The sequence below is a fragment of the Desulfomonile tiedjei DSM 6799 genome, assembly GCF_000266945.1.
GTDB classification, from domain to species: Bacteria; Desulfobacterota; Desulfomonilia; order Desulfomonilales; family Desulfomonilaceae; genus Desulfomonile; species Desulfomonile tiedjei.
The window spans coordinates 3,578,186-3,601,765 of the sequence record NC_018025.1 but is presented as its reverse complement, the minus strand read 5'-3'; the positions used below and the strand labels follow the sequence as shown (position 1 = coordinate 3,601,765).

Below are 23,580 nucleotides of genomic sequence, written 5' to 3'. Positions count from 1 at the left end.
CCTCATCATATGGCTGTTCACCTATAGCGAGTCTTAGAATGTTTAAACCTTCGAGAGGATGCGGTCAAGCCTGGAGAATTTCAGGAGCATCGGGGTACTGTCACACCCATCGAGAAAACACCATATTGGACAGCAAACGCCCCCTGTCTGTAAGCAGAAGAATTTCGCCCTGCATACGGAGGAGACCTTGGTCCAATAAGTCTCCAACAGTCTTCTTGATGAATTGAAGTGCATCCACGTTGTACCGCTCCGATATCAGTTCGAGATTCAGGCCTCCCACAAGTCTCAGGCCCATGATGAGCGCATCTTTGAATCGCATCTCGGGGGTCAATTTCGTCTTGATCTCAATGGGCAGGTCTCCGGCTTCAACGGCTTTTTCAAAATCAGTCAGATCTCGGAAATTCGCGTACCTCGTACGGCCATCCATGCTGTGAGCGCCGGGGCCGAATCCGATATAAACGCAATCAGTCCAATATTTCAGGTTATGGATGGACTGCTTGCCCGGTAACGCAAAATTGGATATTTCATAATGTTCGTACCCGGCTTCTTTTGCATCGCGGCAGAGCGTCTCATACATGTCTGCGGCCAGATCTTCGTCAGGACCAGGTAATTCCCCTGCATCGATCAGACGGTGAAGGCGGGTTCCAGGCTTCACTTCAAGGAGGTACACGGACACATGTTCCGGTCTCAAATCCAGAATGGAGTCGAGACTCCTCTTCAACGATTCCAATGTCTGACTCGGAAATCCTGCAATGAGATCGAGCGAAACATTGTCGAATCCCGCTGCCCGAAGATCCCGAAAAGCAGCATATGCATCCGCAACAGCATGACTTCGGCCCATGAGTAACAGCTCGGAATCCAAAAGAGATTGGATACCCAAACTCACGCGGTTTATCCCGATTCTTCTTAGACTGCTGAGACGGGCTCTATCCACGGTGCCGGGATTCATCTCCAGAGTGATTTCCTCCGGGACAACATTTAAATGTGATCGAATTTGCACCAGAATTCGCGACACATCCTCCGGATCGAGGAGGGAAGGGGTGCCACCGCCGAAATACACGGTATTGAAGAAGAACTCCCGAGCGGTCCTTTTCGCAAGATGTGCATAAAGCTCGATTTCTCTCAGAATCGAACGAATGTAGCGTACTTTCGCATCCGGGTCGTATATTCCAGAAGTAAATCCACAATAAGAGCAGCGAGTTCTACAGAAAGGCACGTGCACGTATATCCCGCCGGGGTTATCTTCCTGAGGGAATCGTGTAGGGATCGATTGTCTGTGAGGCAGGGACATTCGAGAAACGTCTCCAAGAACCCAGTGTCGGACCGTGGACGAACTAATCCGAAGCGAATCCGCGATCTGACGCAATAATGATATCTCATTCGGCCGGTTCAGGGAAATAAAGGCAAACTCGGAAGTGAAAATGCGAAGAGTCCGAATCGATTGGTGCTGGCTGGGGGACGAGGATTCGAACCTCGGTTAACGGGGCCAGAACCCGCCGTCCTGCCGCTAGACGATCCCCCAACCGATCCAGACATAGTACCGTTTAGGGTCGGCCCTGTCAAGCTGAATGTCATTTTACGGTGAAGCTTCGAGGACGGATCTGATTGCAGCAATCGGAACCGCTCCTTCACGAATCACCTTGAGCACACCCCGATCTATTTCGATCACCGTGGAAGGTTTGCCTCCCGGTGTGGGGCCGAGATCGATCACCAGATCCACTAGAGAAATCAATGCTGCTGGTATTTTTCGAACATCGCCGGGTGGTGGATCTCCTGCAAAGTTGGCGCTCGTAGCGGTAATAAATCCCCCTGCAAGTTCAGCAAGCTTGCGAGCAGCCGAATCCGGCGGCACTCTCACTCCCACTTTACCGGATGCTCCAAAAATGGGTTCTGCAAATTGGGCTGCCAATTGCAGCACCAGCGTCAGGCTTCCAGGCCAGAATCGATCCATCAAAATAGAGATACGAGAATCGGATGAAATCAGAGACTTTTCAACAGTCTTACGATCTGACGCAATAAGCGGCAGCGGACTGCCGATTGGCCTGGACTTGATGCTGAATACTCTCCGTACTGCCTCATCATTGAATGGGGCCACGGCAAGACCGTAAAACGTTTCGGTGGGTACGATGACGACACCGCCGGAGCGGATCACATCCCGAGCTTTGGCAAAGATATCTTGAGCATCTAAGTTCATCTTTTCACGATTCGGAGTCGCAGAAGGTCTCTGGGGCATTCTCGCAGTAAGTCCTTGCGCGACAGAAATAAGATCTAGGATTCTTGGAGAGGGCCCAGGGGCATAGGCGCCGCGAAAAGGACATCCACTCTCAACCTTCCCGGTGGGGATCGGCGTCCCTGCCGATCCATGTTTAATGGAATACCCGCACCAACGGCACAGGAATCAACCATTCACCAATTAACTCAATACTTGTTGTTGCGTGGAGCGAAGTGATCCTGCGCCTAGCGGGAGAAACGCCTAATAAACCGCAGAGGATTACTTCGTACGCTCGCATGAGAGCGTCAAACGTCCTCGAGCGATGCGGTTCGCTTCGCTCACCAGCATCCTACGCAAGACCTCCTGTAATCCGGGTGAAACTGAGACTGCCCGATCTCCATCTCAAGAACTTCCAACGCTTGCCGGAACCTCAATTTCCTGCAAGGAAATTGAGGTTCCGGATAACATTAAGAGCTTTTGGGGAGGGGTCCGGGGAACACTTTTTTGCAAAAAAGGGTTCCCCGGAAACTCTTCACGTCTTCCGGACCGGTAGTTCCAGAATAAACCGAGCACCTCCTCCGGGATTGTCTTTGACCCTTATGAATCCGTTATGGTCCGAGACGATGGTGCTGACGATGGTCAATCCGAGACCCGTTCCTCCAGGTCTTCTGGAAAAGTATGGTTCAAACAGCCTATCCCGATCGTGTGGATTTACTCCGGCTCCGTTATCCGCAACTTCTACGGATGCAATGGCAAGATCTTTGTCGTAGCTTGTCATTATTTTTACGATTCCTTTTTTTTCTATTGCAGAAACGGCATTGTCCAGGAGATTCATCACAGCGCGTTTCATCTGTTCTTTATCCAGGTTGAAAATCGGAACTGATTGATCGGGTTTGAACACAATGTTCACCTGATCGTTCGCCTGATAATAAAGATTAACCACTTCAGAGATCATTGCGTTCAGATCATTTGGAACCGGGTTGGCTGCGGGCATGCGCGCGAATTGGGAGAACTCGTTGACCATGTGTTTCAACTGTTCCACCTGATCGATAATAGCGTCCGTACACTGGTCCAGAATTGCGCCATCTTCCGCAAGCACCGGCATATATTTTCGTCGAAGCCGCTGAGCATTGAGTTGAATGGGGGTCAGGGGGTTCTTGATCTCGTGAGCAATACGACGAGCCACCTCTCTCCAGGCAGCCATTCTCTGGGCCTTCACCAGATAGGTCATATCCTCGAAGACCAGAACGAATCCAAGATTATTGCCCTCCTCGTCCCTGAGTTTGTTCGCGAAACAGAGCAGAGAAGTCACTCGCTCCGGAAAAGACAGCGTGATCTGTCGCTCCAATGCTTCCGAATCGGAATCGGCAACATCTTCGAGTATGCTGGTGATGGCCGCTGCAGATTCTTCGGGGAGTACGTCTGCGCACGGCTTGTTGAGAATATCGCGTGCGGCAATTCCGAGAAGTCGCCGGGCAGAATTGTTTGCTGTGGTGATTCGGGCTGCGGAATCCAGCGAAACAACCCCCGCTGCTATGTTTTTCAGCACCGTTTCGGTATATTTTCGGCGGCTTTCCAGGTCCGTGTTGACCCGGACCAGTTCGTCCCGATTTTCGCGTAAATCATCCGTCATTTTATTGAAGGATCGCACGAGAATCCCGAGTTCATCGTCCGCAGTGGGATCTATGTGTACGTTCAGGTCCCCTTGCGCAATCTTCTGGGTTCCTTCAGCGAGCCTCTGGATCGGCTCGGTTATGTCCCGGGCCATGGTCGCACCGAACCAAAATCCGATGAAAATAGCCAGGAGAGCAACCATGAGCAGGATCAGCACGTACATGGTCTTCACCGGACCTTTCATACGTTTTGCTTCCTGATAGTCTCCGAATGCGCTGGAAATGGAAAACAGCCTGCCCGCCAATGAATTGGGGATGAAATAATCTATGACGAGGACTGCAGAGACACGCTCCCCGTTGGTTTCTTTAATCGGTGCCAATCCCTGTATGAGATCGCTCCCGCCCTCCAGCGGCATAATCTTGGATGTTGCATCGCCCTGAAAAGCAATCTTCAGAAAGCTCGGCACAGGTGGGGGAATGGGAATATCCTTCAGTGCCGGATCTTTGAGGAGTTCCGGATTTGCGCCGTCACTGAAATAGAGTTGAATGGAGCTGATACCTTCCGCTGCTCTCCAGGCATCCATTGCTTTGACCAGTCTCGTTCGTTCACTCGGATTCAACAAATCATTGTCATGAATGAATGCTGCAAGGCGGGCACCGGTATTCAGGACCTTCTCCGAGGCAGTCTGGTAGAACGCCTGCGCTACAACCAGCGACGATTGAAGAGACTCTTCCACCTGAGCTTTGAACCAGCTTTCAATGGTGGTGTGGAGTACCCCTGCACTCGCAATGAAGAGCACCACCGTAGGGACCAGGGTCAATGCTACAAATGCCGAAGTGAGCCGAGTTTTGAGATGAGATCCCAGAACCCGTCGACGCCGTTCGAAAACAAGTTTGAACAGATTACGAATAAGAAAGAAAATGATAACGATGAGAAGAAGAGTTACAATCGAAAGCAGCCCAAAGAGCAGCAGATGTCCCGCAAACGGTATGTCTTCCGCGGACCTGACCAGGTACGATTCCGCAAGAAAAATCGCTCCCACAAGTACGGCTGCGAACAGTGCAACATAGAGTTCTCTGCGCCTTTTCTTTTGTTCCTCATCGGGTGAAAGGGGCTGCCTCATTATCGATCTTCTCCCGTCATCTTCCCCAGTTCCTCATCATCGAATCCGAAATGATGACCGATTTCGTGGAGCAAAACGTCACGGACTGCCGTCACTATCATATGCGAGGACCCTGCAGCGGCAATAATGGGCCGTCGGTACAGATAAATGCGATCCGGAAGATATGTTGCAGCGAATACGCTTCTCTGGGATATGGGAACACCCACATACAGACCGAGGAGTTCCCAGCGGGAAGCCAATTGCAGAGATTCCATTGTCTCCCGGTCCGGAAAGTCTTCTACGATCACCTCCACGTTCTCCATTTTTTCCTGAAATATGGCGGGGAGTTCCTCTATGGCTTTGGCCACGGCCTTGTTGAACAGTTCCGGAGTCACGGTGGTCTCAATTACTGTGATGGATGCCGCTGCTCTGAAAGCTTGACACTTTCAGGATTCTGCGCGCATAAGACACTTTGTACCAGAAAACAGGAGACTTGGAAAGGTGCCTTTCAGCGATTCAAAACGCGACATTGTCATTGTGGGGCTGGGAAACCCGGGAAGGGCGTACGCTCGTCACAGACACAACGTCGGTTTCATGGTCGTTGATGAATTGGCCCGGATTTCAAACAGCTCCTGGAAAAAGGATCGGGTCGATGCCGAAATATGCAAGGCCTTGATTGAAGGGCATTCCATCACCCTCATTAAACCTCAGACTTACATGAATTTGAGCGGTAAAGCTGTTGCACCCATAATGAATCGTCTGTATGCCGATCCGTCACGGCTGATGGTGATCCATGACGATATGGACATTGCATTCGGCAGGGTCAGAATCAAGCTCGGGGGAGGTGACGGCGGTCATAAAGGTGTACGATCCATTATGGACTCGTTGCGGTTTTCCAATTTTATCAGGGTGCGGCTGGGTGTCGGACGCCCACCAGTGGGTGTTCCGCCGGAGACATTCGTGTTGAGTGCATTCGACCCGCAAGATGAAACCGCCGCGGCTCATCTGGTGTCAGGTGGTTGTCGGGCCGTACAGTTTGTTGTAGCTTATGGCGTCGAACGTGCACAACAGATGCTCCACTCTATAAAGGACGTACCGGTTGATTCGGCTGCTGCATTATGATTCGGGGTTTTTGCTTGCGTGTTGGATAGTGCTATATTAAACTAATCGTTTCTTTGACCGAGAATTCTTACCCAGGGGGTATGTACATGAATCAGACAATAGTGAGTGAGGATAATGCTCCATTCCGACGGCTGCTTCGGCCGATAATTAAGGTCCTGAGAACCGCCTATATTCAGGGGACCTCAGTTGTAAAACTCATGCCGTCGGAAAGAGCCATCCAACTCTACTACAAATATCGACGCAAGAGTTACGATCTGCAGTGGTCAATGGACCCGGGTTACAGAAAAGGACTCAAGCGGTTGATGGAACTTGTAATTGAAGAAAATGACATGGTACTGGATGTCGGATGTGGAACGGGTTCAGCTACGGTTTTGGCGGCTCATAAGGCCAAGCAGGTGACGGGAATCGATCTATCGCCCGACATGATCGAACTGGGTGAAGAAAAGGTTTTGAAAGCAGGTCTCTCCAACATCACGCTGCACACTACATCTGTTGAAGACTACGTCCCGGATACGCCATTCGACAAAGTGATAAGTTCTTTTATGATACCCCACGTGAAACCGCATCTTCGTCCGGCAATTTACGCATGTATGTACAATTTCCTGAAACCTGGGGGAACTGTCGGTCTTTTCGGCTCCAGGGGAGAAGTATGCGATGTGTACGAGACCACGGAAGTAATTGAAAACAATCTCACCAGAGCAGGTTTTAAAGATATAGTCCTGTACGACGTGTACGACATCTACAGAATAGCCCTGGCAAAACGCCCCCTCAACAAATAATCCGGTGGGATAAAGAAATCTTTCGGTAACGGCCGGCGTCTCTGCCGGCCGATTGCATTTCAACCCCTCATCAGTCGAGAGGGATTGCCATCTGTGAGCGAGAATATCCTCATTTTGGCAGCCCCATACTTGCCTGAATTAACCGCAAGATGTAACAGGAACTCTCACGGGCGTTGAAATAAGTACATCCATACTTGAGGCGCTTGCGAAAGTTTTAATGTCTATCCCGCACCCCTAGTACATTATATTGGTGGGGACCGGCGTCCCTGCCGGTCCATTCTATCGATATCATTATAATATTGAGGATGTGCCGGCACGGAGGCACGGCACCCACCAATATTCTGAATTGTCCTTAATCTTCAATCGGACATTTCTTTGGCAATTGTGTAGTAGCGTCCGGCGTCTCTGAATGACCGGCACGGAGGCCGGTTGCAGTCAATTCCGATGATTGGCTCTGGATAATTCGCTATTACTTTTTAGAATCACTATGAATCAATCTCCGAATATCCGAGAGAAGATGGCCGAGACAAGCGCCTATCCTCTCTTTCACCCCACGTTTTTTGATGGCGGGCTTGAGTTGGTTGTAGCGCTCTCCGTTTTGCAAGAAAAACGGGGAACCTCTCTCTGTGAGACGGTTCCCCGTTCGTTTCTTTGATCGCAAACAAGTATTGCTTGTATCAGAAATCGGGCATCAGTACGATTCTGTTCATATTCGTCCCACTATGGGCTTCCTCAAATGCCTTACCTATTGTGGACATGGGCCTTGTCTCGAGTAGAGGATCGATCTGAACTTTTCCGGACTGTACCATCTCGAGTACCTGAGGATAGTACTTCGGCAAACATCCCCACGTGCCGATCACCTCAGCATCGAAAGCCATGAGTCTGCTCATCATGTAGGAAGTCTTCTGGGTGCCGAACCCCACAATCACCAGCTTGCCGATAAATCCCAGAAACCCTAAAGCCAACTCTTGAGCGGCGCCTACTCCGGTGCACTCGAAAATCTTCCAGCCGATATTCGGTTTGATTCCAACTTCTTTCGCAATTGCCCGGAATTCTTCCTGTATCGCTTTGAAGTCCTTACCTTTGCTGTTGATGACGTAGTCCACCGCGCCAAGTTTAAGAGCTCTCTGGAGCTTCTCGTCATTGATGTCGATACCTATAACAGGCTTCCCGCCAAAACCTTTGGCCATCTGAGCCATGTACATGCCCACTCCGCCGAGGCCTGTAACGAGAACAGGATCGCCTGCCGAGATTTCGGCCCTGATTGCCGCCTGATAAGGAGTCGTAACCGCATCTGCTACAACGGCATAATTCTCGAGAGGGCGGCCTTTCAAATCTTCAATCACGCACAGATCTTCCGAGGGAACGGGAATGTGGCTTGCAAAACCGCCGTATATCCCCAGCGAACTGCCCGGCATCTTCTGAGCGAGACATCGATTGCCTCTACCCTTTGCGCAAATATCGCAATTATTGCAGGGCATAACTGCAGGGACGATGACGTTCTTGCCCATCCAGGACTCTCCCCCTGGACCCGCGGCAACAACCGTACCCGAAATCTCATGGCCCAGCGTCAAAGGGGGCTTCGTAACGGTTGGGACTCCGTCGTAAAAATAGGACATGTCCGTGTGGCAAACTCCGCATCCTGCGATTTCCACCAGGACCTCGCCTTTATCGAGTTCGGGAACGGGAATTTCGGTCCGCTCCATAACACCGGGAGCAGTAATCTTTCCGGCCTCTTTATCAAAGACCGGACCTTTTATCATTTGCCAAGTCTGGATCTTGTCTGGAATGCTCATGCGATCCCTCCTAAGAATGGTTGGGAATCAGTATTCAGCCCGAACGGGAGAATAACAGTTCTTGTGGTGGAATTTGGGACAAGCAAAATAATGGTAGCATCAGCATATTGCGGTATACGGTCTTCTGTCAAGAGAAATTGTGAATAACCACACTTAAGACATCGCTACAGTTAGGACAACAATTTCAGATGTGAATTGACCATAGCGACGGAATCAGAAGGTAAATTCAAGTTCAGTATGGTGAACTATATGGATTTCGCATGACTGTACTGCCAATGCGCGACACGCCTCCTATTATTGTTGCAGAGAAAAGGTTGTTACATACTGTTCGACCAGATGCATGATCTCCCGCGTCACTGGTCCCGGCTGCCCGGATCCTATAATGCGGTCATCGATGCGAACTACCGGGAGCACGTTTCGAGTTGTGGAAACCATGAAAGCTTCGGGATAGGTTTCAAGTTCGTCCAACCGCACCCGATCTTCCTTGAGCCGGATTTTCCCGCTCTGTTGCAGGACTTGAAGTACTACTCTTCTGGTGACGCTGTCCAGGATTTTACCATCCAAAGGGGGGGTTACGACTGTTCCTTCAGCGTTCACAAAGAATACCGTAAAGGTGGAACCTTCAAGGATGGTAACCCCATCAGGCGGATAGATGAATATTACATCGTACGCATTGTGGAGCGGCACAACTGTCTGATGTGCCATTATAGCGCCCATGTAATTGAGCAATTTCACATCCGGATACATCCTCATATAGGAGCACGTTGCGAGCGCCACGCCTTTTTCATAGTATTCCGAAGGGGGAACAATCAATTCTCTGACGGCAATATACAGGTATGCGCTGCTGCCGGACTGAGCCATGGTGTGATCTTCGAGTCCACCGCTAAAAATGATATCTATCAGCAGGTCGTCCTTGAATCCGGCTTTCCTGTTTTCTTGAATCAATGCGTACAGAAGCGTTCTCAGAGAATCCCGATTCATGGGAGGTTTCATGTAGATAGACGCCGCCGAGTAATACAGACGATCAAGATGATCTTCAATCCTGAAAATTTTGTCGCCACACGTACGGCAGGCGGTGAAGATCCTGTAGCCTCGGATTGTACCGCCAACATCTCCGATGAACGGAAAACAGAGTTCCTCTGTGGTAACGAACCGGTCTCGTTGATAGGAGATAATGGTAATCACCTCGCTCGGGGAATTCACGTTCCACTGCCGGGAACAGGATTGAGTCTATAACCGAAAAAGGAAGGAAAGGCAATGCGGCCGGAGGGATTCCGGCCGGGAGAATATGAACTAAGCAGCTTTACCGCAACACTTTTTGTATTTTTTTCCAGAACCGCACGGACACGGGGTATTTCTACCAATCTTCTCAGCCTGCCTTCGCACCGGCTTTGCCTTTGACTCACCGGAGGAATCTCCGCCGTGGGACAGGACGATTTCCTGCTCTTTTTGGGGCGCGAGCTCTTCTACTTCATCGGAAGAGGCGATCCTTACCAGGAACAGATTGCGGATTGTCTCCTCCTTTATGCGCTGACTCATGTCCAGGAACAATTCGTATCCTTCGCGCTGATACTCTTTCAAGGGATCTCTTTGACCGTATCCTCGCAGTCCGATACCGTCCTTCAGGTGATCCATGCTGAGCAAATGGTCTTTCCACTGATTGTCAACGGCTTGAAGCATAATGAACTTTTCCAGTTGCTGCATGATCTCCGGAGTGATTTCCTCGGTTTTACGCACATAACCTTTGAGAGCGCCTTCGACCACAACATCTCTTATTCCTGCAATAGTGTCCTGAGTGGAAGGAAGCTCTTCAAAATCGAAGCGTATGCCGAATTGGCCCCAAAGCGCCTCTTTGAGGGCAGCAATGTCCCATTCCTCATAATGGGTTTTCGGATCGCAGAATCGATCCACCAGATCTTCTGCGATATCCTGAATCATATCCTGGATAGTCTCTTTCAGATCCTGTCCGCCAAGAATGAAACGGCGTTGAGAATAGACGACTTCACGTTGTTTGTTCATGACGTCGTCAAAATCCAGGAGATGTTTACGGATATCGAAGTTGTGTGCCTCCACCTTTTTCTGGGCGTTTTCTATGGCTTTGGTGGTATAGCGGTGTTCGATGGGTTCCCCTTCTTCCATTCCCACGCGTTCCATGATCATTTTCACGCGATCCCCACCGAAAATACGCATGAGATCGTCTTCCAGGCTCAAATAAAAGCGGCTAGAGCCCGGATCGCCCTGTCTTCCCGACCGACCCCGTAGCTGGTTATCGATTCGACGCGATTCGTGACGTTCCGTGCCGAGAATGTGGAGCCCGCCTTCGGCTATAACATTTCGTTTTTCATCTTCGCATTGATTCTTGAATTCCCCCAGTAATTTGGAGAACTCCTCGGAATCTTGAGGATTCTTGCTTCGGGCTAACGCAAGGAAGCGGGGATTACCGCCGAGGATAATGTCCGTACCTCTACCGGCCATGTTCGTGGATATGGTGACCCCTTTGTATCTTCCGGCTTGAGCTACTATTTCAGCTTCCAAGGCATGGTTTTTCGCGTTGAGCACATTGTGGGGAATGCCGAGCTTCTTCAACCTTCGCGCGAGATACTCCGATTTCTCGATGGAAATGGTGCCAACCAGTACAGGCTGTCCCCTTTGGTACAAATCCCGGATTTCTTCGATAACTGCATCGAATTTCTCTTGCTCGGTTTTATAGATGAGATCCGGATTGTCCTGGCGAATCATGGGAAGATTTGTAGGAATGACGACCACATCCAAATTGTAGATCTTCTTGAATTCGGCTGCTTCCGTATCCGCTGTTCCTGTCATGCCGGCCAGCTTGTCGTACATACGGAAATAATTCTGGAAGGTTATCGTAGCAAGCGTCTGGTTTTCGTTTTCGATGCGTACGTCTTCTTTTGCTTCAAGTGCCTGATGAAGGCCGTCTGAATAACGTCTACCGGGCATAAGACGACCGGTGAATTCATCAACGATGATGACCTGCCCGTCCTTGACGATGTAATCCACGTCTTTCTTGAAAAGTGTATGAGCTTTCAATGCCTGGTTCACGTGATGGAGCGTTTCCATGTTACCCGGATCGTATAAATTGGTTACATTGAGAGCTTTTTCAACTTTGGCAACGCCTTCTTCCGTGAGGACCACGCTGCGTGCCTTTTCGTCTATCGTGTAGTGACTCTCCTTGTGAAGCCCCGGAATTACCCGATTGATCCGGTAATACCGGTCAGTATTCTCATGGGTCGGACCGGAAATAATGAGCGGCGTCCGGGCCTCGTCAACGAGAATGCTATCCACCTCGTCTACGATTGCATAGTGGAGATCGCGCTGAACATAATCCTGGAGCGCGAATTTCATGTTGTCACGGAGATAATCGAATCCGAATTCATTGTTCGTGCCATAGGTAACATCAGAATTGTAGGAAATCCTTCGCTCCTCATCACTCAAATCGTGCACGATCACGCCGACGGACAATCCCAGAAAATGATAAATAGCCGACATCCATTCCGCGTCACGGCGGGCAAGGTAATCGTTCACCGTGACCACGTGCACACCTTTGCCGGTGAGAGCATTCAAATAAACCGGCAGCGTTGCAGCGAGGGTCTTACCTTCACCTGTCTTCATTTCGGCAATTTTCCCTTGATGAAGAACAATGCCTCCAATGAGCTGAACGTCAAAATGCCTCATTCCCAGCGTCCGTACGGACGTCTCCCGCACCAATGCAAAGGCCTCGGGAATCAATTCGTCCAGTTCTTCTCCACGGTCAAGCCGCTCCCTGAATTCACTGGTCTTGGCCTTCATGTCTTCAGAAGAGAGACTCTTCATCTGAGGCTCAAGTTCATTAATAGCCCGAACCAGCGGATCCAGTCTCTTAAGATCCCGCTCGTTCTTGCTGCCGAACAGCTTTCTCGCGATTGCCGCAAACATGTTCATTCCTTATACGAATTGGGTAATAATATGATCGGAGCATGGAATCGAATCGTACGCTCATCTTTCCTACAAGACAAAAAACCGGGCCCCGAGTTCTCGTTGAAAGTTATCAAGATATGAAAAAGTGACCTTCTTCACGCGAAAGGGGACACAAGTCCGCTGAACATGGAAATCTCTAGCACAGCCTAAATTGGCTGTCAACTTGGAGTCCGGAGGCGCTCTAACCCTCAGGTAGTGTCCGGTCCGGAGCATTCCGGGTCGAGGAAATTTTCCCTTGGATCGTCTAGAGAAGCAATTCAATGACTAAATTTCTAATAGGATGGAATATCTTGCCGAAGCCGGATGTTATCTTTTGAATTTAATAGTCTGTAAATTCTTGCGTTTCGTGCTCAATCTGGTATGATGCCCCAAAAAACGCGTTGGGAGGTCTCCCATGAGCGCCCGCCGAAGTGCTTTATATGTCTTGGTAATAATTGCTTCTCTGCTGTTGCTGGGCTGTTCGGAAGATACCGCCGGGCTCGCACAAAAGATAGCTGACCTGGAAAAAAGAATGCAGAAACAGGAAAAAGACCTGAAGGAAATGGCCGGGAAATTCTCGCCACCAAAAGACTTCAGCGCCGATATCCAGAGGATCGAAGACCAGCAAGATCGTATGCAGCAAGCTATAAAGACCAAGGTGGACCCGGTCAACAACAAGCTTGAAGAATTCCGCGACTGGGCTCAGGAAGCGCAAAAAGAACGCGAAGAAGTGGGCAAGAAGATCAAGAGCCTGGAAGGGTCTATTTCAGAGTTCAACAAGAAACTGGATGCAGAATCACGGCAGGCAGGCGCAGCAGCGCGAGAAGTCCCGGCTTTGAAGAAGCACATGGCTGGAGTGTCCAAGAATGTAGACGATCTGGCTAAAGGACTTGCGGATGTCCGCAAAGATATCCAGGAGAACAATTCCAAGATCGTCAATGCCGTGAAGAAGACATTGCCCAAATTGAAAGAAGCGGCTGTCGCGGAACTCAAAGATCAGTTGACTCCGCTGGAGCAGGGTCTGTCAAATCTCAAGACCGGAGTGGAATCGGATCGTCAAGCCATAGCGGCCATGAAAACACAACCCCAACCTCAAGCGCAGCCCCAACCGCAACCAGAATCCGGTAAAGAAGTGCAGGCACTCAATAAACGAATTAAAGAGCTGGAAGAAATACTCACGACGCAAAAAGCATATCTTTTGGAGGTAGGATCCAAGGTGCACGAGCTGGAACTGCAACTGAGGCGTTAGGCAGTTCCGGCCCGGCAGTGATCAGATTTCTTTAATCGCTTCTCGAAATCCCTTGAGTGAGCCTTCGATAGTCTCGTCAGACACGCAGTACGCTATGCGGAAATACCCGGGAGCTCCGAATCCCGTACCGGGAACAGTCAATATCAGCTTCTTCTGCAGATTAGCTACAAATTGCACATCATCGCTTATGGGCGACTTCGGAAAAAGATAGAAAGCCCCCTCGGGTTTCACACAGTCATATCCGGCATCGACAAGGGAACTGTAAAGCCGATCTCGTCGCCGACGGTACACCGAAACGTCCACCAGATTCGTCAGAACTCCCTTCACTGCCCGTTGGATCAACGAAGGAGCATTTACGAATCCAAGAATACGGTTCGCAAGGACCAGGCCGTCAATGGTCGATGCTGCATCGTCCATTTTGGGATTCATGGCAATATAACCGAGTCGCTCGCCGGGGAGAGAAAGATCTTTTGAAAACGAAGTCACGACGATGCTGTTGGAATACGCTTTCAAAATGCTGGGTACCGCAATATTGTCATAAATAATGCCTCTGTACGGTTCATCGGAAATAAGCACGATGGCTCGACCGATTTCTGCGCTCTTCTTCTCGAGCAACCGAGCCAGGTCATTGATCTGCTGCTCTGTATATACCTTGCCGGTGGGATTGTTGGGAGAATTGATCAACAACGCCGCGGTATTCGGAGTGACTGCCTGCGCAATAGCGTCGAGATCCAGGGAAAAGTCGGATAGTGTAGGCACCAGAACAGTTTTCCCGCCGTGGTTATCGATATAGAAAACATATTCCACAAAATACGGCTTGGGAACGATAACTTCATCACCTGGATTCAGAATGGTTTTCAGGGTCACATTGAGCCCGCCGCCTGCTCCGACGGTCATCACGATGGAATTCTCGTTTATTTCGACTCCTTCGGCTTCTCGAATCTTTTGAGCCACTGCAGCCCTGACTGCAGGAAAGCCTGCATTCGGCATGTACCCGTGAACTCCGGGAGTAAAGTCCATTGCTGCCTGGACGATTGCATCATTTACTTCTTTAACTGGATCAAGGTTTGGGTTTCCAAGGCTGAAATCAAAGACGTTTTGCGCTCCATGCTCTTTTTTCAAGCGAGCGCCTTCCTCGAACATCTTCCTGATCCAGGAGGATCTCTGCATGAATTCCATGATCTTTTTGGATGCTGGCATCCCCAACCTCCTTTTTACAAAATCAGAACAAACGAAAGCCCGGCTTTCTAATCTGAATCCAGGTGAATGGCCGGGCTCTCGACCTTGCATCAGCCCTGTATTTTTCAGGGTTTCTTATGATATCATGGTGGTAATCGAAAAGTCAATTAAATATCCGCATGTTTGCCGTGAATCGTTAATTCCTGGCAGAGATCTTTTCCCTGTGTTATCATGAAAAATCTGACATACACAAAATTCTGCAACGTATCGGATTTGGGAATGTTTTTTCGGTTTCACTCTCAACGTCGGTTCTGGCGTTTCGCTGTAGTGCTTCTGGCCTTGCTTCTAACTGCATATGGTTCCTGCGTTGGATTTGCGGCAGGTGATTTCGATCATGGTGTAGCGGCTGCGTATTCGGGAGATCTCGAACTTGCTGTGCAGCACTGGTCGAAAATGATACGAAAGAATCCGAAATCCTATGCTGCTCACGTGAACCGAGGTAATGCATACATTCGCAGCGGCAGGGTGCTTGCCGCAATCCTGGACTGGCACAAGGCCAACGAATTGGCACCTGCTTTTGCTTATGCAGCATTCACCGGCGACTTTATTCCTGCGAGTTCGGAAAATCGTCTCATTAATTTCGCCGCACCGTTGGAGCTGGACCCTAACTATTTGGCTTCAGTATTTATGACTGCAGTGACCTACTTGGATGTGGGAAGATCAGACAAGGCTGCCGAGATGTATCGTAAGTCTATTGAACTTACTACGAATCCGCTCCTCAAGAGTTATCTGGACCATTGGGCCTCATCCGTTGAATCCGCTCGGATGGAGTGAGGTAAGGAGGAGGCCAAGCCCGCAGTGGACCTCTCCCGCAGCCTGTGCTATGGTCAGCGCCAAGAATTCTGTCGTTTATCCCGCGTGTGAATTACAGTATGTTGGTAGGGACCGGCGTCCCTGCCGGTCCATTCTGGCGATATCATTGATTATATTGAAGATGTGCCGGCGCGGAGGCCGGCACCCACCAATACTCCTATCCTCCATCGGACATTAATTTTGGCAATTACGAAAACCCGTGCCGATCTCACGGTCAGACGTTACGGCCGTACTCCCAGATAATCTACGAAAACTTCCGGTCGCTCGACCAGATCCTCTTTGGCTGCCCCATGTTCTATTCTGCCTTTAACCATGAAGTAGATCCGATGTGAAAGCGAGAGCACGAAAGGAACCTTCTCTTCCACCAGCAGTATAGTCATGCCTTCTTCATTGAGGCGCCGCACTATTTCAAGGAGGCTGTTTACGAAAAGCGGCATCAGGCCCGTGGTCGGCTCGTCCAGCAAGAGTATCTCCGGGTTCTTGAGGATTGCCCTCGAGATGGCTACCGCCTGCTGTTCGCCTCCGGACAGAGAACCAGCCTTTTGGTCGAGCAACCTCTTGAGATTAGGGAAGAGATCGAACACCCGGTCCAGTCCATCACCGCCGGTAGCGTAGAGCATGCCTGTCTTGAGATTCTCGAGGACCGTCATCTGCGGAAACAGGTGCCTCCCCTGAGGCACGTAGGCGATCCCCATCCGCGAGATCTTATGGCAGGGATAGGAAGTAAAATCGCGGTCATTGAAGATGAGTCGGCCTTTGCTCGGTTTAACGAACCCCACTACCGTGTTCAGGGTTGTCGTCTTTCCAACGCCGTTCCTGCCCAGGAGTCCGACTATTTCACCCTTGCGGATCTCCATGGAAACGCCCTGCAGGATGTGGCTCTTCCCATAGTGAGTGTGGATATCCTCGAGTCTCAAGAGCATACTATCTTCTCCCCGAGGTATATGCGTTGCACCTCTTCATCCTGGCTCACCACTTCGCAGGAACCTCCGGCAATTACCGTGCCGAAGCTCAACACGGTAACGTAATGACAAAGACGCGAGATTATGTCCATATCATGCTCGATAAGCACTATGGACATGTCTTGCGAAAGGCTCTCCACAAGATTGATTATTGTGTCCACTTCTCCCGGCCCCACGCCTTGAGTCGGTTCGTCCAACAGGAGGATCACCGGATCGGTGGACAGGGCCATTGCTATCTCGAGCACCTTCTGGTCCCCGTAGGAGAGATTCGATGCGATCTCGTCCATTTTGTCCTCGAGACCCACCGAGCGTATTATGTGCAACGCCTTTTCTGCCACGGGTCCGTTGCGGTCAATCCTGGAGAAGAAGAGGCTCCAGGGACTTCGAGCACGGGAGTAGACCCCTACCCATACGCATTCGAAAACCGTCATTTCAGGGAAAATGAACGTAAGCTGAAATGTGCGACTCATGCCTTTCCGGCAAAGAATATCGGGTGGAAGGCCGGTAACGTCCTCACCGTTGAGGTACACCTTTCCTCCCGAAGGCTTCAACTCTCCTGTAATAACATTGAAAAGAGTCGTTTTCCCGGCTCCATTGGGACCGATAATGCCCCTGATTTCTCCCTTCCGCACTCCGTACGACACCCCGTTAACTGCGACCAGCCCACCGAAATGCTTTGACACGTCTTTCAGTTCCAGCAGATATCCGTCTTCAGCCATAGCCTTATCACTCCCGTATGCGTTAACTTAGGGTCGCAGTTGCTTAAATGGGCACCCCCTGGTGCCAAGAAGGCAATATCCCCCTTTTCTAAAGGGGGATTCAGGGGGATTTCAGGGGTTTAGATCAAAATCCCCCCTGCCCCCCTTTATAAAGGGGGGGAATATTCTGATAAATTAATGCCATAGCCTTAGCGCTCCCCTTTGCTTGCCACATATCCGAGGATACCCCGGCGCGACACGGCCAAGATGATGAGTATCAAAACCCCAAACAACAGCAGGTAATAGGTGAACCACGCGCTAACGTAATACTGGAACAGGGACATGAGGGCCACGCCGATCCACGGGCCGACCAGTGTGCCCAGGCCTCCGACCAGGCACCAAACCACGGGCAGTACGCACCAATAAAACCCGAGATAGTCGGCGGATGCGTATCGCAGGGTCAAGGAATACAAAGCGCCCGCCAATGCGGCAAACATACCCGACAACACAAAGGCTATGAGCTTGTAACGGGTCACGTTATAGCCAAGGAATTGAGCCCGCTTGGGGTTCTCGCGGATCGACACGAAGATCTTGCCGAGAGGAGCATGGAGAATCCGTGCCAGTACGAAGTAGCTCAAGGCCAGAAAAAAAAGAATGAAGTAGTAATTTGCAATCGGTTTGTAAAGCGAGATTTCGGCGAATCCCAGTTTTATGGGCGGGAGACTTATGCTCAGACCGTCATCCCCACCCGTAAGCCAGACCAAATCCATGGCTAACAGGTGGAAGACCGCCGCAATGATCGCGGTGACGATTACAAAATACGCCTCGGACAGTCTCACGCAGATAAGACCCAGCAAGATTCCCATCACGAGACCGGTGACCACACCGATCCCGAGGGAAACTACAATGCCGACTTTCAAGTGCATCAACGACAGAACGCATCCGTACGCGCCGGCTCCGAAGAATAGGGCATGGCCGAGGCTGCATTGCGCCGTATACCCCAGACATACGTCGTATCCCATAGCGAATATGCTGAAAATCATGATCTGGATTACCAGAGACCTTGCTCCGGGTGGCAGTACAGCACCCAGCAGGCCGAGGAGGACCAGGAAGCCCAGCGCGAAATATCGTAATACCCATTCCCTTTGCACCGTCTCAGCCCTCTCTTTCAGCGAAAAGGCCGCGCGGTCGCACCATGAGCACGGCAACCATGACCACGAAAATCGCTGCCTTGGCCTGAGTGGGCGTGAGCACCGACGCCAGGACCCCTTCGAGCGCACAAATCGTCAGTGCAGCGATCAGAGTGCCGCCCAGACTCCCCATGCCGCCGATTATAACAACTATGAAGCAGAGCAGGACCACATCATTCCCCATAAGATAGAAAACCTGGGATATGGGCGCTGCAAGCACTCCAGCGATCGCTGCCAGCCCTGAGCCTATGACAAATGTCGAGATCAACACCCTGCTGACGTTAATTCCCATAGCCGCAGCCATCTGCCTGTCCTGGATCGAAGCCCTGATGAGAATCCCGTAATTTGTGCGATACAGGAAAAGATAAAGACAGATGATGATCAAGATGGCGATACCTGCAACAATCAGCCTGTACCCGGGATAATCCACGCCAAGCAGATTGAAGGACCAATCCACGGGCGCAGCAATCTTCTTGGGTATGCCGCCGTACGTTGCCAGAACAACCTGCTGAAGGATGAAAGAAATGCCCACCGTTGCAATCATCGTCACCGACGGATGCCCTTCGTAAGGTCGCAGGATGAAACGTTCCATAGGTGCCGCAACGATCGCGGCAATTATTGGCACCGCGGCCAGCGCGACCCAAAAACTGTCGAAAACGGGGAGAATATAAAACGCCAGCACCGCTCCGAGCATGTACAGGTCGCCGTGGGCCATGTTCACGATGCCCATGACGCCGAATATGAGCGTGAGGCCCAAGGCGATCAGAGCAATGATCAGACCCCAGATGAGGCCGTTCATGAGCAGAAACAATACCGTGACTGCCGATTCTGGCATGACCGGGGATCCTCCACCACCGTTCCGACCGAGACGGGACCCGACCGGAACAGCATGTTACGTCGTCTACTAGAACGTATCCATTCAGTTATGCGTGGGGAAAATCCCCTTCCCCCCTTTATAAAAGGGGGGTAAAGAAGGCACGTACAATTCCCCCCTTAATAAAGGGGGGCTAGGGGGGATTTTGAAAGTCAGTGGTATCATGATCGCAGGAAAAGATCTTCTCTACCCCGCGTAACTGAACGGTTACCCTAAAACGGTTCTTTCAGGAAATCGGCGATTGGCGGATAGACAGCGTCGGCAGCGGGAATTCTCGCCACCACCTTGATTACGCCTTTGTCCACCTGCTCGATGTATAGTCCCGTCTGAATCAGGTGATCCTGAGCCCTGATCGTGGCGCTGCCCTGGGGAAATTCAAGGCTTTCCTTCAATTCCATTCCTTCGAGTGCCTCGATTACCTTAGGGGTATCCTTCTTGTCTTGCCATTTAACTTTCTCTATAGCGTTTTTCAGTGCAAAGAAGGCTTCCCAGACCGCCCAGTTGTAAGCCAGTACGAAGCGAGTCCCTGTGCCTTTCTCGATGCCTTCGGGGTCCACTCCAATCAACTCCCTGTACTGTTTGTTGAAGGGCGTGTCCAATCCGGACAGATAAGTGGGATATGAGGTGATGCAGTAAGTTCCTTCGGCGGCGGGTCCCAGTTTAGCCGGATCGTGCGAGGCGAGCGCATAGACCGCACCGAGTTTCTTGATGTCCGGGCGCACAGCGTGAATGTCGCGGAGCGCCGACAGAAAATCAGAACCGAAGGCGGCCAGGTAGACTGCATCCGCTTCCTTGGGGATCTTGCCTTTCAGATACGGCAGCCAGTCGCTAGTGCCCAGCGGCACCCTGATCGCCTCGAGCACCTGGCCTCCGTTTTCCGTGATATACTTTGTGAAGTCCTCCTGATTCGACCATCCCCATGCATAGTTGACAACTACGACAACCCATTTCTTGCCGAGGTTTTCGACTGCCCATTTCGCAGTGCCTTTAACCTCTTCGCGGATATTAGTGCACATCTGAAAAACGTACCGGTTGCCCTTGTCACCTGATATCTCCGTTGCAGAAGCGGACGGGAAATATGGCGTCTTCAGCTCTTTGGCGATAGGAGCGCATGCCACGGCCACGCCGGACATGTTGGAGTCGATCACGAAATCCACGCCGTCTGTCTCGACGAGTTTCCTGAATTTCAAGGCCCCAACTGATGGTTTGGTCTCTGTATCTTCGACGAAGAGTTCCACCGGCCGGCCGTTGATGCCGCCCTTTTCATTGGTGAGTTTTGCTGCGGTCCTGAGCACTTTCTCGTGGGAGTATCCGTAAGCGGCGAGTCCACCGGTTTTGTCGGCGATGACCCCGATCTTTATTGGTTTCCCAGCCTGAGCTGCGACGATTTGGGGCAGAAAAAGCAGACACGATAGGATCATCAATGCACAGACAATGTATGCGGATTTTTTCATCCCTACCTCCTAATCCTTAATACTCGACCGTTCGCATCACGCCAGAACCCGAGAAGGAGACCTCGCAGACTCCGGGGAACCTCCACCACGGATTTCTTGGAAGCCGATGCCCTGATCATGCCAAGCTGAGAAGCATGAGCGGCATGAAGCACCGTTTTCGGGGACGCGCTCAATTATTTGTAGGAATTTTATGTGTAGTCCAATTGCGGTCGGAGTCAAGCTTTTTCTGTGGAAGGACTGCAGGCGGTAACCATTTAGTCATAGCCGGGCACGCCCACATTGCGTTGTATGGTGAGGAACACCAGGACTACCAATCGAGCTAGTCTGGCCATGCTTCACTGTACCACAGACTACATTCTGTGCACTAATTAAGTATGGTGTCCCCGGAATTGGCGGAATTGGTGGTGTCCCCGGAATTGGCGGAATTGGGAATTGATTCGCGGAATTCGGAATTCCCGCACGTGTTCAAAAGTTGGAGGGCATGTGAACCTCTAATAATTCCCGAGTTTAAGGTAACGTTGTCCGTTCTGAGTTATCCATGTGAGCACAGCCTCTTGACTGGATACGCAATTCCGCTGCCATGAGGCTCCTTTGAAATTGTCGGCCAAGAAACGACCAACGTCGACGTCAAGTACAACTTGAGTAATCTCCCTTTTCCCGTTTATGCCAAGAAGCATCCAATGGGCTTCCGAAACGAATTTTTCACGGCCAACGACCTTTCCCTGAAATTTCTTCTCGATATCTGAGCGGCTTATATATGGAAAATAAACGATACATACTTCTTCCCAGTCTCCAGGCACAACGTCTCTCAAATCATAGTGACTTGACGGTTCACTCACACTTATTTCCTTGAAGAATGTGTTGATTTTCCGACTAATTCCGTAATCCGAACAGGAACTAGAAAGAACCAATATGCCACTCAAGCAAGCCATTTGTGCGTATTTGGTTAAGTGAATGATCAGCTCTCTCATCTAGGCCACATCGGTCAAGGACATCACCATCAGGAGTAATGGACGCTGGACAACAACGGGGGGTCTCCTCAGTGATTCTGTGGGAATTCCGGTACAATTCCGGGCAATTCCCCGGACACCATACTTAATTCCCGGAGCCTTTCTTCTTGAACCCTTTCGGGCCAGGTTTTCGTGGTCGGACGGATCTATCCAGGGCAAGCTCGAGTCTCGAGAGAAAGTCATCATTGCCCAGAGGCCTACCGGTGCGCTCGTGACGACGAAGCGCCTCTGCCTCGGTATCCGAACATGCTTCGGCAAGAAATTTTACCCAGTCTTCCACAAGCTCGATCAGAGGTGCTACCTTCACCAATATGTCGTCCCGGCCCGTCAGATGAGCAGCCGCACTGCTCCAGGGATAGATTCCGGGTGACTGCACGAGACCAGCCCGCACAGGATTCAGTTCGACATATCTGGCTGCAGCAAGGAGATACCTTTCATCCATGGGATATGAGGCAAACCGACCCTGCCACAAATGCCCTCGCCACCCCTCACGAAAGTTGATTCGCCGGGAATATCTTCGATGAGCTTCGCCAATAGCGCGGCGCAATCCATCTTCTGAACTCGGTACTGCAATCAAGTGAACGTGGTTCGGCATCAGACAATAGGTCCATACTTCCACGTCGAAACGGGAACACCAGTCAGCCATAATTTCCAGATAAACCAGATAGTCCTCATCACAGAAGAAAGTCCTTTGTCGGCGATTACCACGTTGCGTTATATGGTGAGGAACACCAGGACCTACCAATCGAGCTAGTCTGGCCATGCTTCACTATACCACAGACTACATTCTGTGCACTAATTAAGTATGGTGTCCCCGGAATTCGGGAATTCCGGGCCGGAATTCCGGGAATTCCGGGGAATTGCCCACGTCCCGCTGGATTACTGTTGGATGGCCCCCATGAAGCTGAAGAAACGAGACTGTCTCAAAATTCTCGAATGCACAACAAATCGTGCCACGATTCACCCCTCGTAGGGGCAGGTCTCGTGCCTGCCCTTCCCGGAATGACCGGCACTGAGGCCGGTCACTACTGGGCACCCACGAGGGGCGCCCCTACAATCAGGCCGGGAAGATGGTTAGAAATACGTGCCACGATCCCGGATAAATTTCGATTTTGAGACAGCTTGAAACCTCTTCCCCGTCTAACTGAATGCTTACTTGCCGGCGATTCTTTTCTATTGACAGAGCGGCTTGCGAGGTCTAACTTAGTACTTTTCCTACAACATGAAAGGAAGATGAAACGTGAAAGGCCGCATCGTAATCGACAAAGAGCGGTGCAAAGGCTGCGGCTTGTGCATCATTTTCTGTCCCAAGAAGCAGATTTCCATTTCCGATGAGCTGAACAAGAAAGGCTATTATCCTGCGGCCTTCGCAGAAGAATCCGCGGAAGACCCTGAAATGGTCGAGTGCACTGGATGTGCGCTCTGTGGTACCATGTGTCCGGATGTGGCAATCGAAGTCTACCGTCAAGACAAAAGCGAATCCAAAGACAAAGCAGAGGAAGACTGAAT

General features: G+C 50.8%; 20 protein-coding genes and 1 tRNA gene. 5 read left to right on the top strand and 16 right to left on the bottom strand.

Going from position 1 to position 23,580, the window contains the following annotated elements; translation table 11 throughout:
• Positions 1 to 100 precede the first annotated feature (100 nt).
• The 5 genes from hemW to DESTI_RS15215 form a co-directional block, all read right to left on the bottom strand.
• Complete coding sequence (gene hemW / locus DESTI_RS15235; RefSeq protein WP_014810862.1) at positions 101 to 1,291, bottom strand: radical SAM family heme chaperone HemW; 1,191 nt, start codon at positions 1,289 to 1,291, stop codon at positions 101 to 103.
• A 157-nt stretch (positions 1,292 to 1,448) separates the two neighbouring features.
• A tRNA-Gln gene (locus DESTI_RS15230) sits at positions 1,449 to 1,522 on the bottom strand.
• Positions 1,523 to 1,576: 54 nt separating this feature from the next.
• Positions 1,577 to 2,233, bottom strand: coding sequence for an L-threonylcarbamoyladenylate synthase (locus DESTI_RS15225; RefSeq protein ID WP_014810861.1), 657 nt, complete (start codon positions 2,231 to 2,233; stop codon positions 1,577 to 1,579).
• Between the two features lie 511 nt (positions 2,234 to 2,744).
• Entirely contained in the window at positions 2,745 to 4,949 is a 2,205-nt protein-coding gene (locus DESTI_RS15220; RefSeq protein ID WP_014810860.1) for a sensor histidine kinase, read from the bottom strand.
• Complete coding sequence (locus DESTI_RS15215) at positions 4,949 to 5,323, bottom strand: metallopeptidase family protein (RefSeq protein WP_014810859.1); 375 nt, start codon at positions 5,321 to 5,323, stop codon at positions 4,949 to 4,951. The genes DESTI_RS15220 and DESTI_RS15215 overlap by 1 nt, the downstream gene beginning before the upstream one ends.
• Before the next feature lie 106 nt (positions 5,324 to 5,429).
• Here DESTI_RS15215 and pth point away from each other — a divergent pair, with 106 nt between their 5' ends.
• Both pth and DESTI_RS15205 read left to right on the top strand, forming a co-directional pair.
• The gene (gene pth / locus DESTI_RS15210; protein ID WP_014810858.1) at positions 5,430 to 6,050 is read left to right on the top strand and encodes an aminoacyl-tRNA hydrolase; all 621 of its coding nucleotides are present in this window, start codon (positions 5,430 to 5,432) and stop codon (positions 6,048 to 6,050) included.
• Positions 6,051 to 6,136: 86 nt separating this feature from the next.
• A complete protein-coding gene (locus DESTI_RS15205) occupies positions 6,137 to 6,829 on the top strand; it encodes a class I SAM-dependent methyltransferase (RefSeq protein WP_014810857.1) in 693 nt (230 codons plus the stop codon).
• A 677-nt stretch (positions 6,830 to 7,506) separates the two neighbouring features.
• Here the strand turns inward: DESTI_RS15205 and had are convergent.
• The 3 genes from had to secA all read right to left on the bottom strand — a co-directional run bounded on the left by had (position 7,507) and on the right by secA (position 12,561).
• Positions 7,507 to 8,625, bottom strand: a complete 1,119-nt coding sequence (had, locus tag DESTI_RS15200; protein ID WP_014810856.1) for a 6-hydroxycyclohex-1-ene-1-carbonyl-CoA dehydrogenase — start codon at positions 8,623 to 8,625, stop codon at positions 7,507 to 7,509.
• A gap of 294 nt (positions 8,626 to 8,919) precedes the next feature.
• On the bottom strand, positions 8,920 to 9,828 hold the full coding sequence (locus DESTI_RS15195; RefSeq protein WP_014810855.1) for an aminotransferase class IV: 909 nt from the start codon (positions 9,826 to 9,828) through the stop codon (positions 8,920 to 8,922).
• A 90-nt stretch (positions 9,829 to 9,918) separates the two neighbouring features.
• Positions 9,919 to 12,561 carry a preprotein translocase subunit SecA gene (gene secA / locus DESTI_RS31395; RefSeq protein WP_014810854.1) on the bottom strand — a complete coding sequence of 881 codons (2,643 nt, stop codon included), beginning with the start codon at positions 12,559 to 12,561 and terminating at the stop codon, positions 9,919 to 9,921.
• Between the two features lie 436 nt (positions 12,562 to 12,997).
• Here secA and DESTI_RS15185 point away from each other — a divergent pair, with 436 nt between their 5' ends.
• Positions 12,998 to 13,831: a coiled-coil domain-containing protein gene (locus DESTI_RS15185; protein ID WP_014810853.1), complete on the top strand. Its 834-nt coding sequence runs from the start codon at positions 12,998 to 13,000 to the stop codon at positions 13,829 to 13,831.
• A gap of 21 nt (positions 13,832 to 13,852) precedes the next feature.
• Here DESTI_RS15185 and DESTI_RS15180 read toward each other — a convergent pair whose 3' ends face one another.
• Complete coding sequence (locus tag DESTI_RS15180; RefSeq protein WP_014810852.1) at positions 13,853 to 15,031, bottom strand: pyridoxal phosphate-dependent aminotransferase; 1,179 nt, start codon at positions 15,029 to 15,031, stop codon at positions 13,853 to 13,855.
• Positions 15,032 to 15,241: 210 nt separating this feature from the next.
• Between DESTI_RS15180 and DESTI_RS15170 the strand changes: the two genes are divergently transcribed.
• Positions 15,242 to 15,844 carry a tetratricopeptide repeat protein gene (locus tag DESTI_RS15170; protein WP_014810850.1) on the top strand — a complete coding sequence of 201 codons (603 nt, stop codon included), beginning with the start codon at positions 15,242 to 15,244 and terminating at the stop codon, positions 15,842 to 15,844.
• A 260-nt stretch (positions 15,845 to 16,104) separates the two neighbouring features.
• Here the strand turns inward: DESTI_RS15170 and DESTI_RS15165 are convergent, their stop codons facing one another.
• From DESTI_RS15165 to DESTI_RS15135, 7 genes are all read right to left on the bottom strand, one after another.
• The gene (locus tag DESTI_RS15165; RefSeq protein ID WP_014810849.1) at positions 16,105 to 16,806 is read right to left on the bottom strand and encodes an ABC transporter ATP-binding protein; all 702 of its coding nucleotides are present in this window, start codon (positions 16,804 to 16,806) and stop codon (positions 16,105 to 16,107) included.
• The gene (locus tag DESTI_RS15160; RefSeq protein ID WP_014810848.1) at positions 16,797 to 17,564 is read right to left on the bottom strand and encodes an ABC transporter ATP-binding protein; all 768 of its coding nucleotides are present in this window, start codon (positions 17,562 to 17,564) and stop codon (positions 16,797 to 16,799) included. Before DESTI_RS15160 ends, DESTI_RS15165 begins: the two co-directional genes overlap by 10 nt.
• A 188-nt stretch (positions 17,565 to 17,752) precedes the next feature.
• Positions 17,753 to 18,694, bottom strand: coding sequence for a branched-chain amino acid ABC transporter permease (locus DESTI_RS15155; protein WP_014810847.1), 942 nt, complete (start codon positions 18,692 to 18,694; stop codon positions 17,753 to 17,755).
• A gap of 4 nt (positions 18,695 to 18,698) precedes the next feature.
• Positions 18,699 to 19,568, bottom strand: coding sequence for a branched-chain amino acid ABC transporter permease (locus tag DESTI_RS15150; protein ID WP_014810846.1), 870 nt, complete (start codon positions 19,566 to 19,568; stop codon positions 18,699 to 18,701).
• 251 nt (positions 19,569 to 19,819) lie between these two features.
• Positions 19,820 to 21,061, bottom strand: coding sequence for an ABC transporter substrate-binding protein (locus DESTI_RS15145; protein ID WP_014810845.1), 1,242 nt, complete (start codon positions 21,059 to 21,061; stop codon positions 19,820 to 19,822).
• 491 nt (positions 21,062 to 21,552) lie between these two features.
• On the bottom strand, positions 21,553 to 21,900 hold the full coding sequence (locus DESTI_RS15140; RefSeq protein ID WP_157212172.1) for a hypothetical protein: 348 nt from the start codon (positions 21,898 to 21,900) through the stop codon (positions 21,553 to 21,555).
• A gap of 256 nt (positions 21,901 to 22,156) precedes the next feature.
• Positions 22,157 to 22,834, bottom strand: coding sequence for a transposase (locus DESTI_RS15135; RefSeq protein ID WP_014810843.1), 678 nt, complete (start codon positions 22,832 to 22,834; stop codon positions 22,157 to 22,159).
• 477 nt (positions 22,835 to 23,311) lie between these two features.
• On the opposite strand from DESTI_RS15135, the gene DESTI_RS15130 reads away from it, so the two are divergent.
• Positions 23,312 to 23,578: a 4Fe-4S dicluster domain-containing protein gene (locus DESTI_RS15130; RefSeq protein WP_014810842.1), complete on the top strand. Its 267-nt coding sequence runs from the start codon at positions 23,312 to 23,314 to the stop codon at positions 23,576 to 23,578.
• Positions 23,579 to 23,580 lie beyond the last annotated feature (2 nt).

Excerpts from the sequence above, each read along its gene's own strand:
- DESTI_RS15205 (WP_014810857.1), top strand. The coding sequence starts at position 6,137 with ATGAATCAGACAATAGTGAGTGAGGATAATGCTCCATTCCGACGGCTG.
- DESTI_RS15150 (WP_014810846.1), bottom strand. The coding sequence starts at position 19,568 with ATGCCAGAATCGGCAGTCACGGTATTGTTTCTGCTCATGAACGGCCTC.
- DESTI_RS15160 (WP_014810848.1), bottom strand. The coding sequence starts at position 17,564 with ATGGCTGAAGACGGATATCTGCTGGAACTGAAAGACGTGTCAAAGCAT.
- DESTI_RS15165 (WP_014810849.1), bottom strand. The coding sequence starts at position 16,806 with ATGCTCTTGAGACTCGAGGATATCCACACTCACTATGGGAAGAGCCAC.
- DESTI_RS15220 (WP_014810860.1), bottom strand. The coding sequence starts at position 4,949 with ATGAGGCAGCCCCTTTCACCCGATGAGGAACAAAAGAAAAGGCGCAGA.
- secA (WP_014810854.1), bottom strand. The coding sequence starts at position 12,561 with ATGTTTGCGGCAATCGCGAGAAAGCTGTTCGGCAGCAAGAACGAGCGG.
- DESTI_RS15145 (WP_014810845.1), bottom strand. The coding sequence starts at position 21,061 with ATGAAAAAATCCGCATACATTGTCTGTGCATTGATGATCCTATCGTGT.
- DESTI_RS15225 (WP_014810861.1), bottom strand. The coding sequence starts at position 2,233 with ATGCCCCAGAGACCTTCTGCGACTCCGAATCGTGAAAAGATGAACTTA.
- DESTI_RS15170 (WP_014810850.1), top strand. The coding sequence starts at position 15,242 with ATGAAAAATCTGACATACACAAAATTCTGCAACGTATCGGATTTGGGA.
- DESTI_RS15180 (WP_014810852.1), bottom strand. The coding sequence starts at position 15,031 with ATGCCAGCATCCAAAAAGATCATGGAATTCATGCAGAGATCCTCCTGG.
- DESTI_RS15135 (WP_014810843.1), bottom strand. The coding sequence starts at position 22,834 with ATGGCCAGACTAGCTCGATTGGTAGGTCCTGGTGTTCCTCACCATATA.
- hemW (WP_014810862.1), bottom strand. The coding sequence starts at position 1,291 with ATGTCCCTGCCTCACAGACAATCGATCCCTACACGATTCCCTCAGGAA.
- had (WP_014810856.1), bottom strand. The coding sequence starts at position 8,625 with ATGAGCATTCCAGACAAGATCCAGACTTGGCAAATGATAAAAGGTCCG.
- DESTI_RS15185 (WP_014810853.1), top strand. The coding sequence starts at position 12,998 with ATGAGCGCCCGCCGAAGTGCTTTATATGTCTTGGTAATAATTGCTTCT.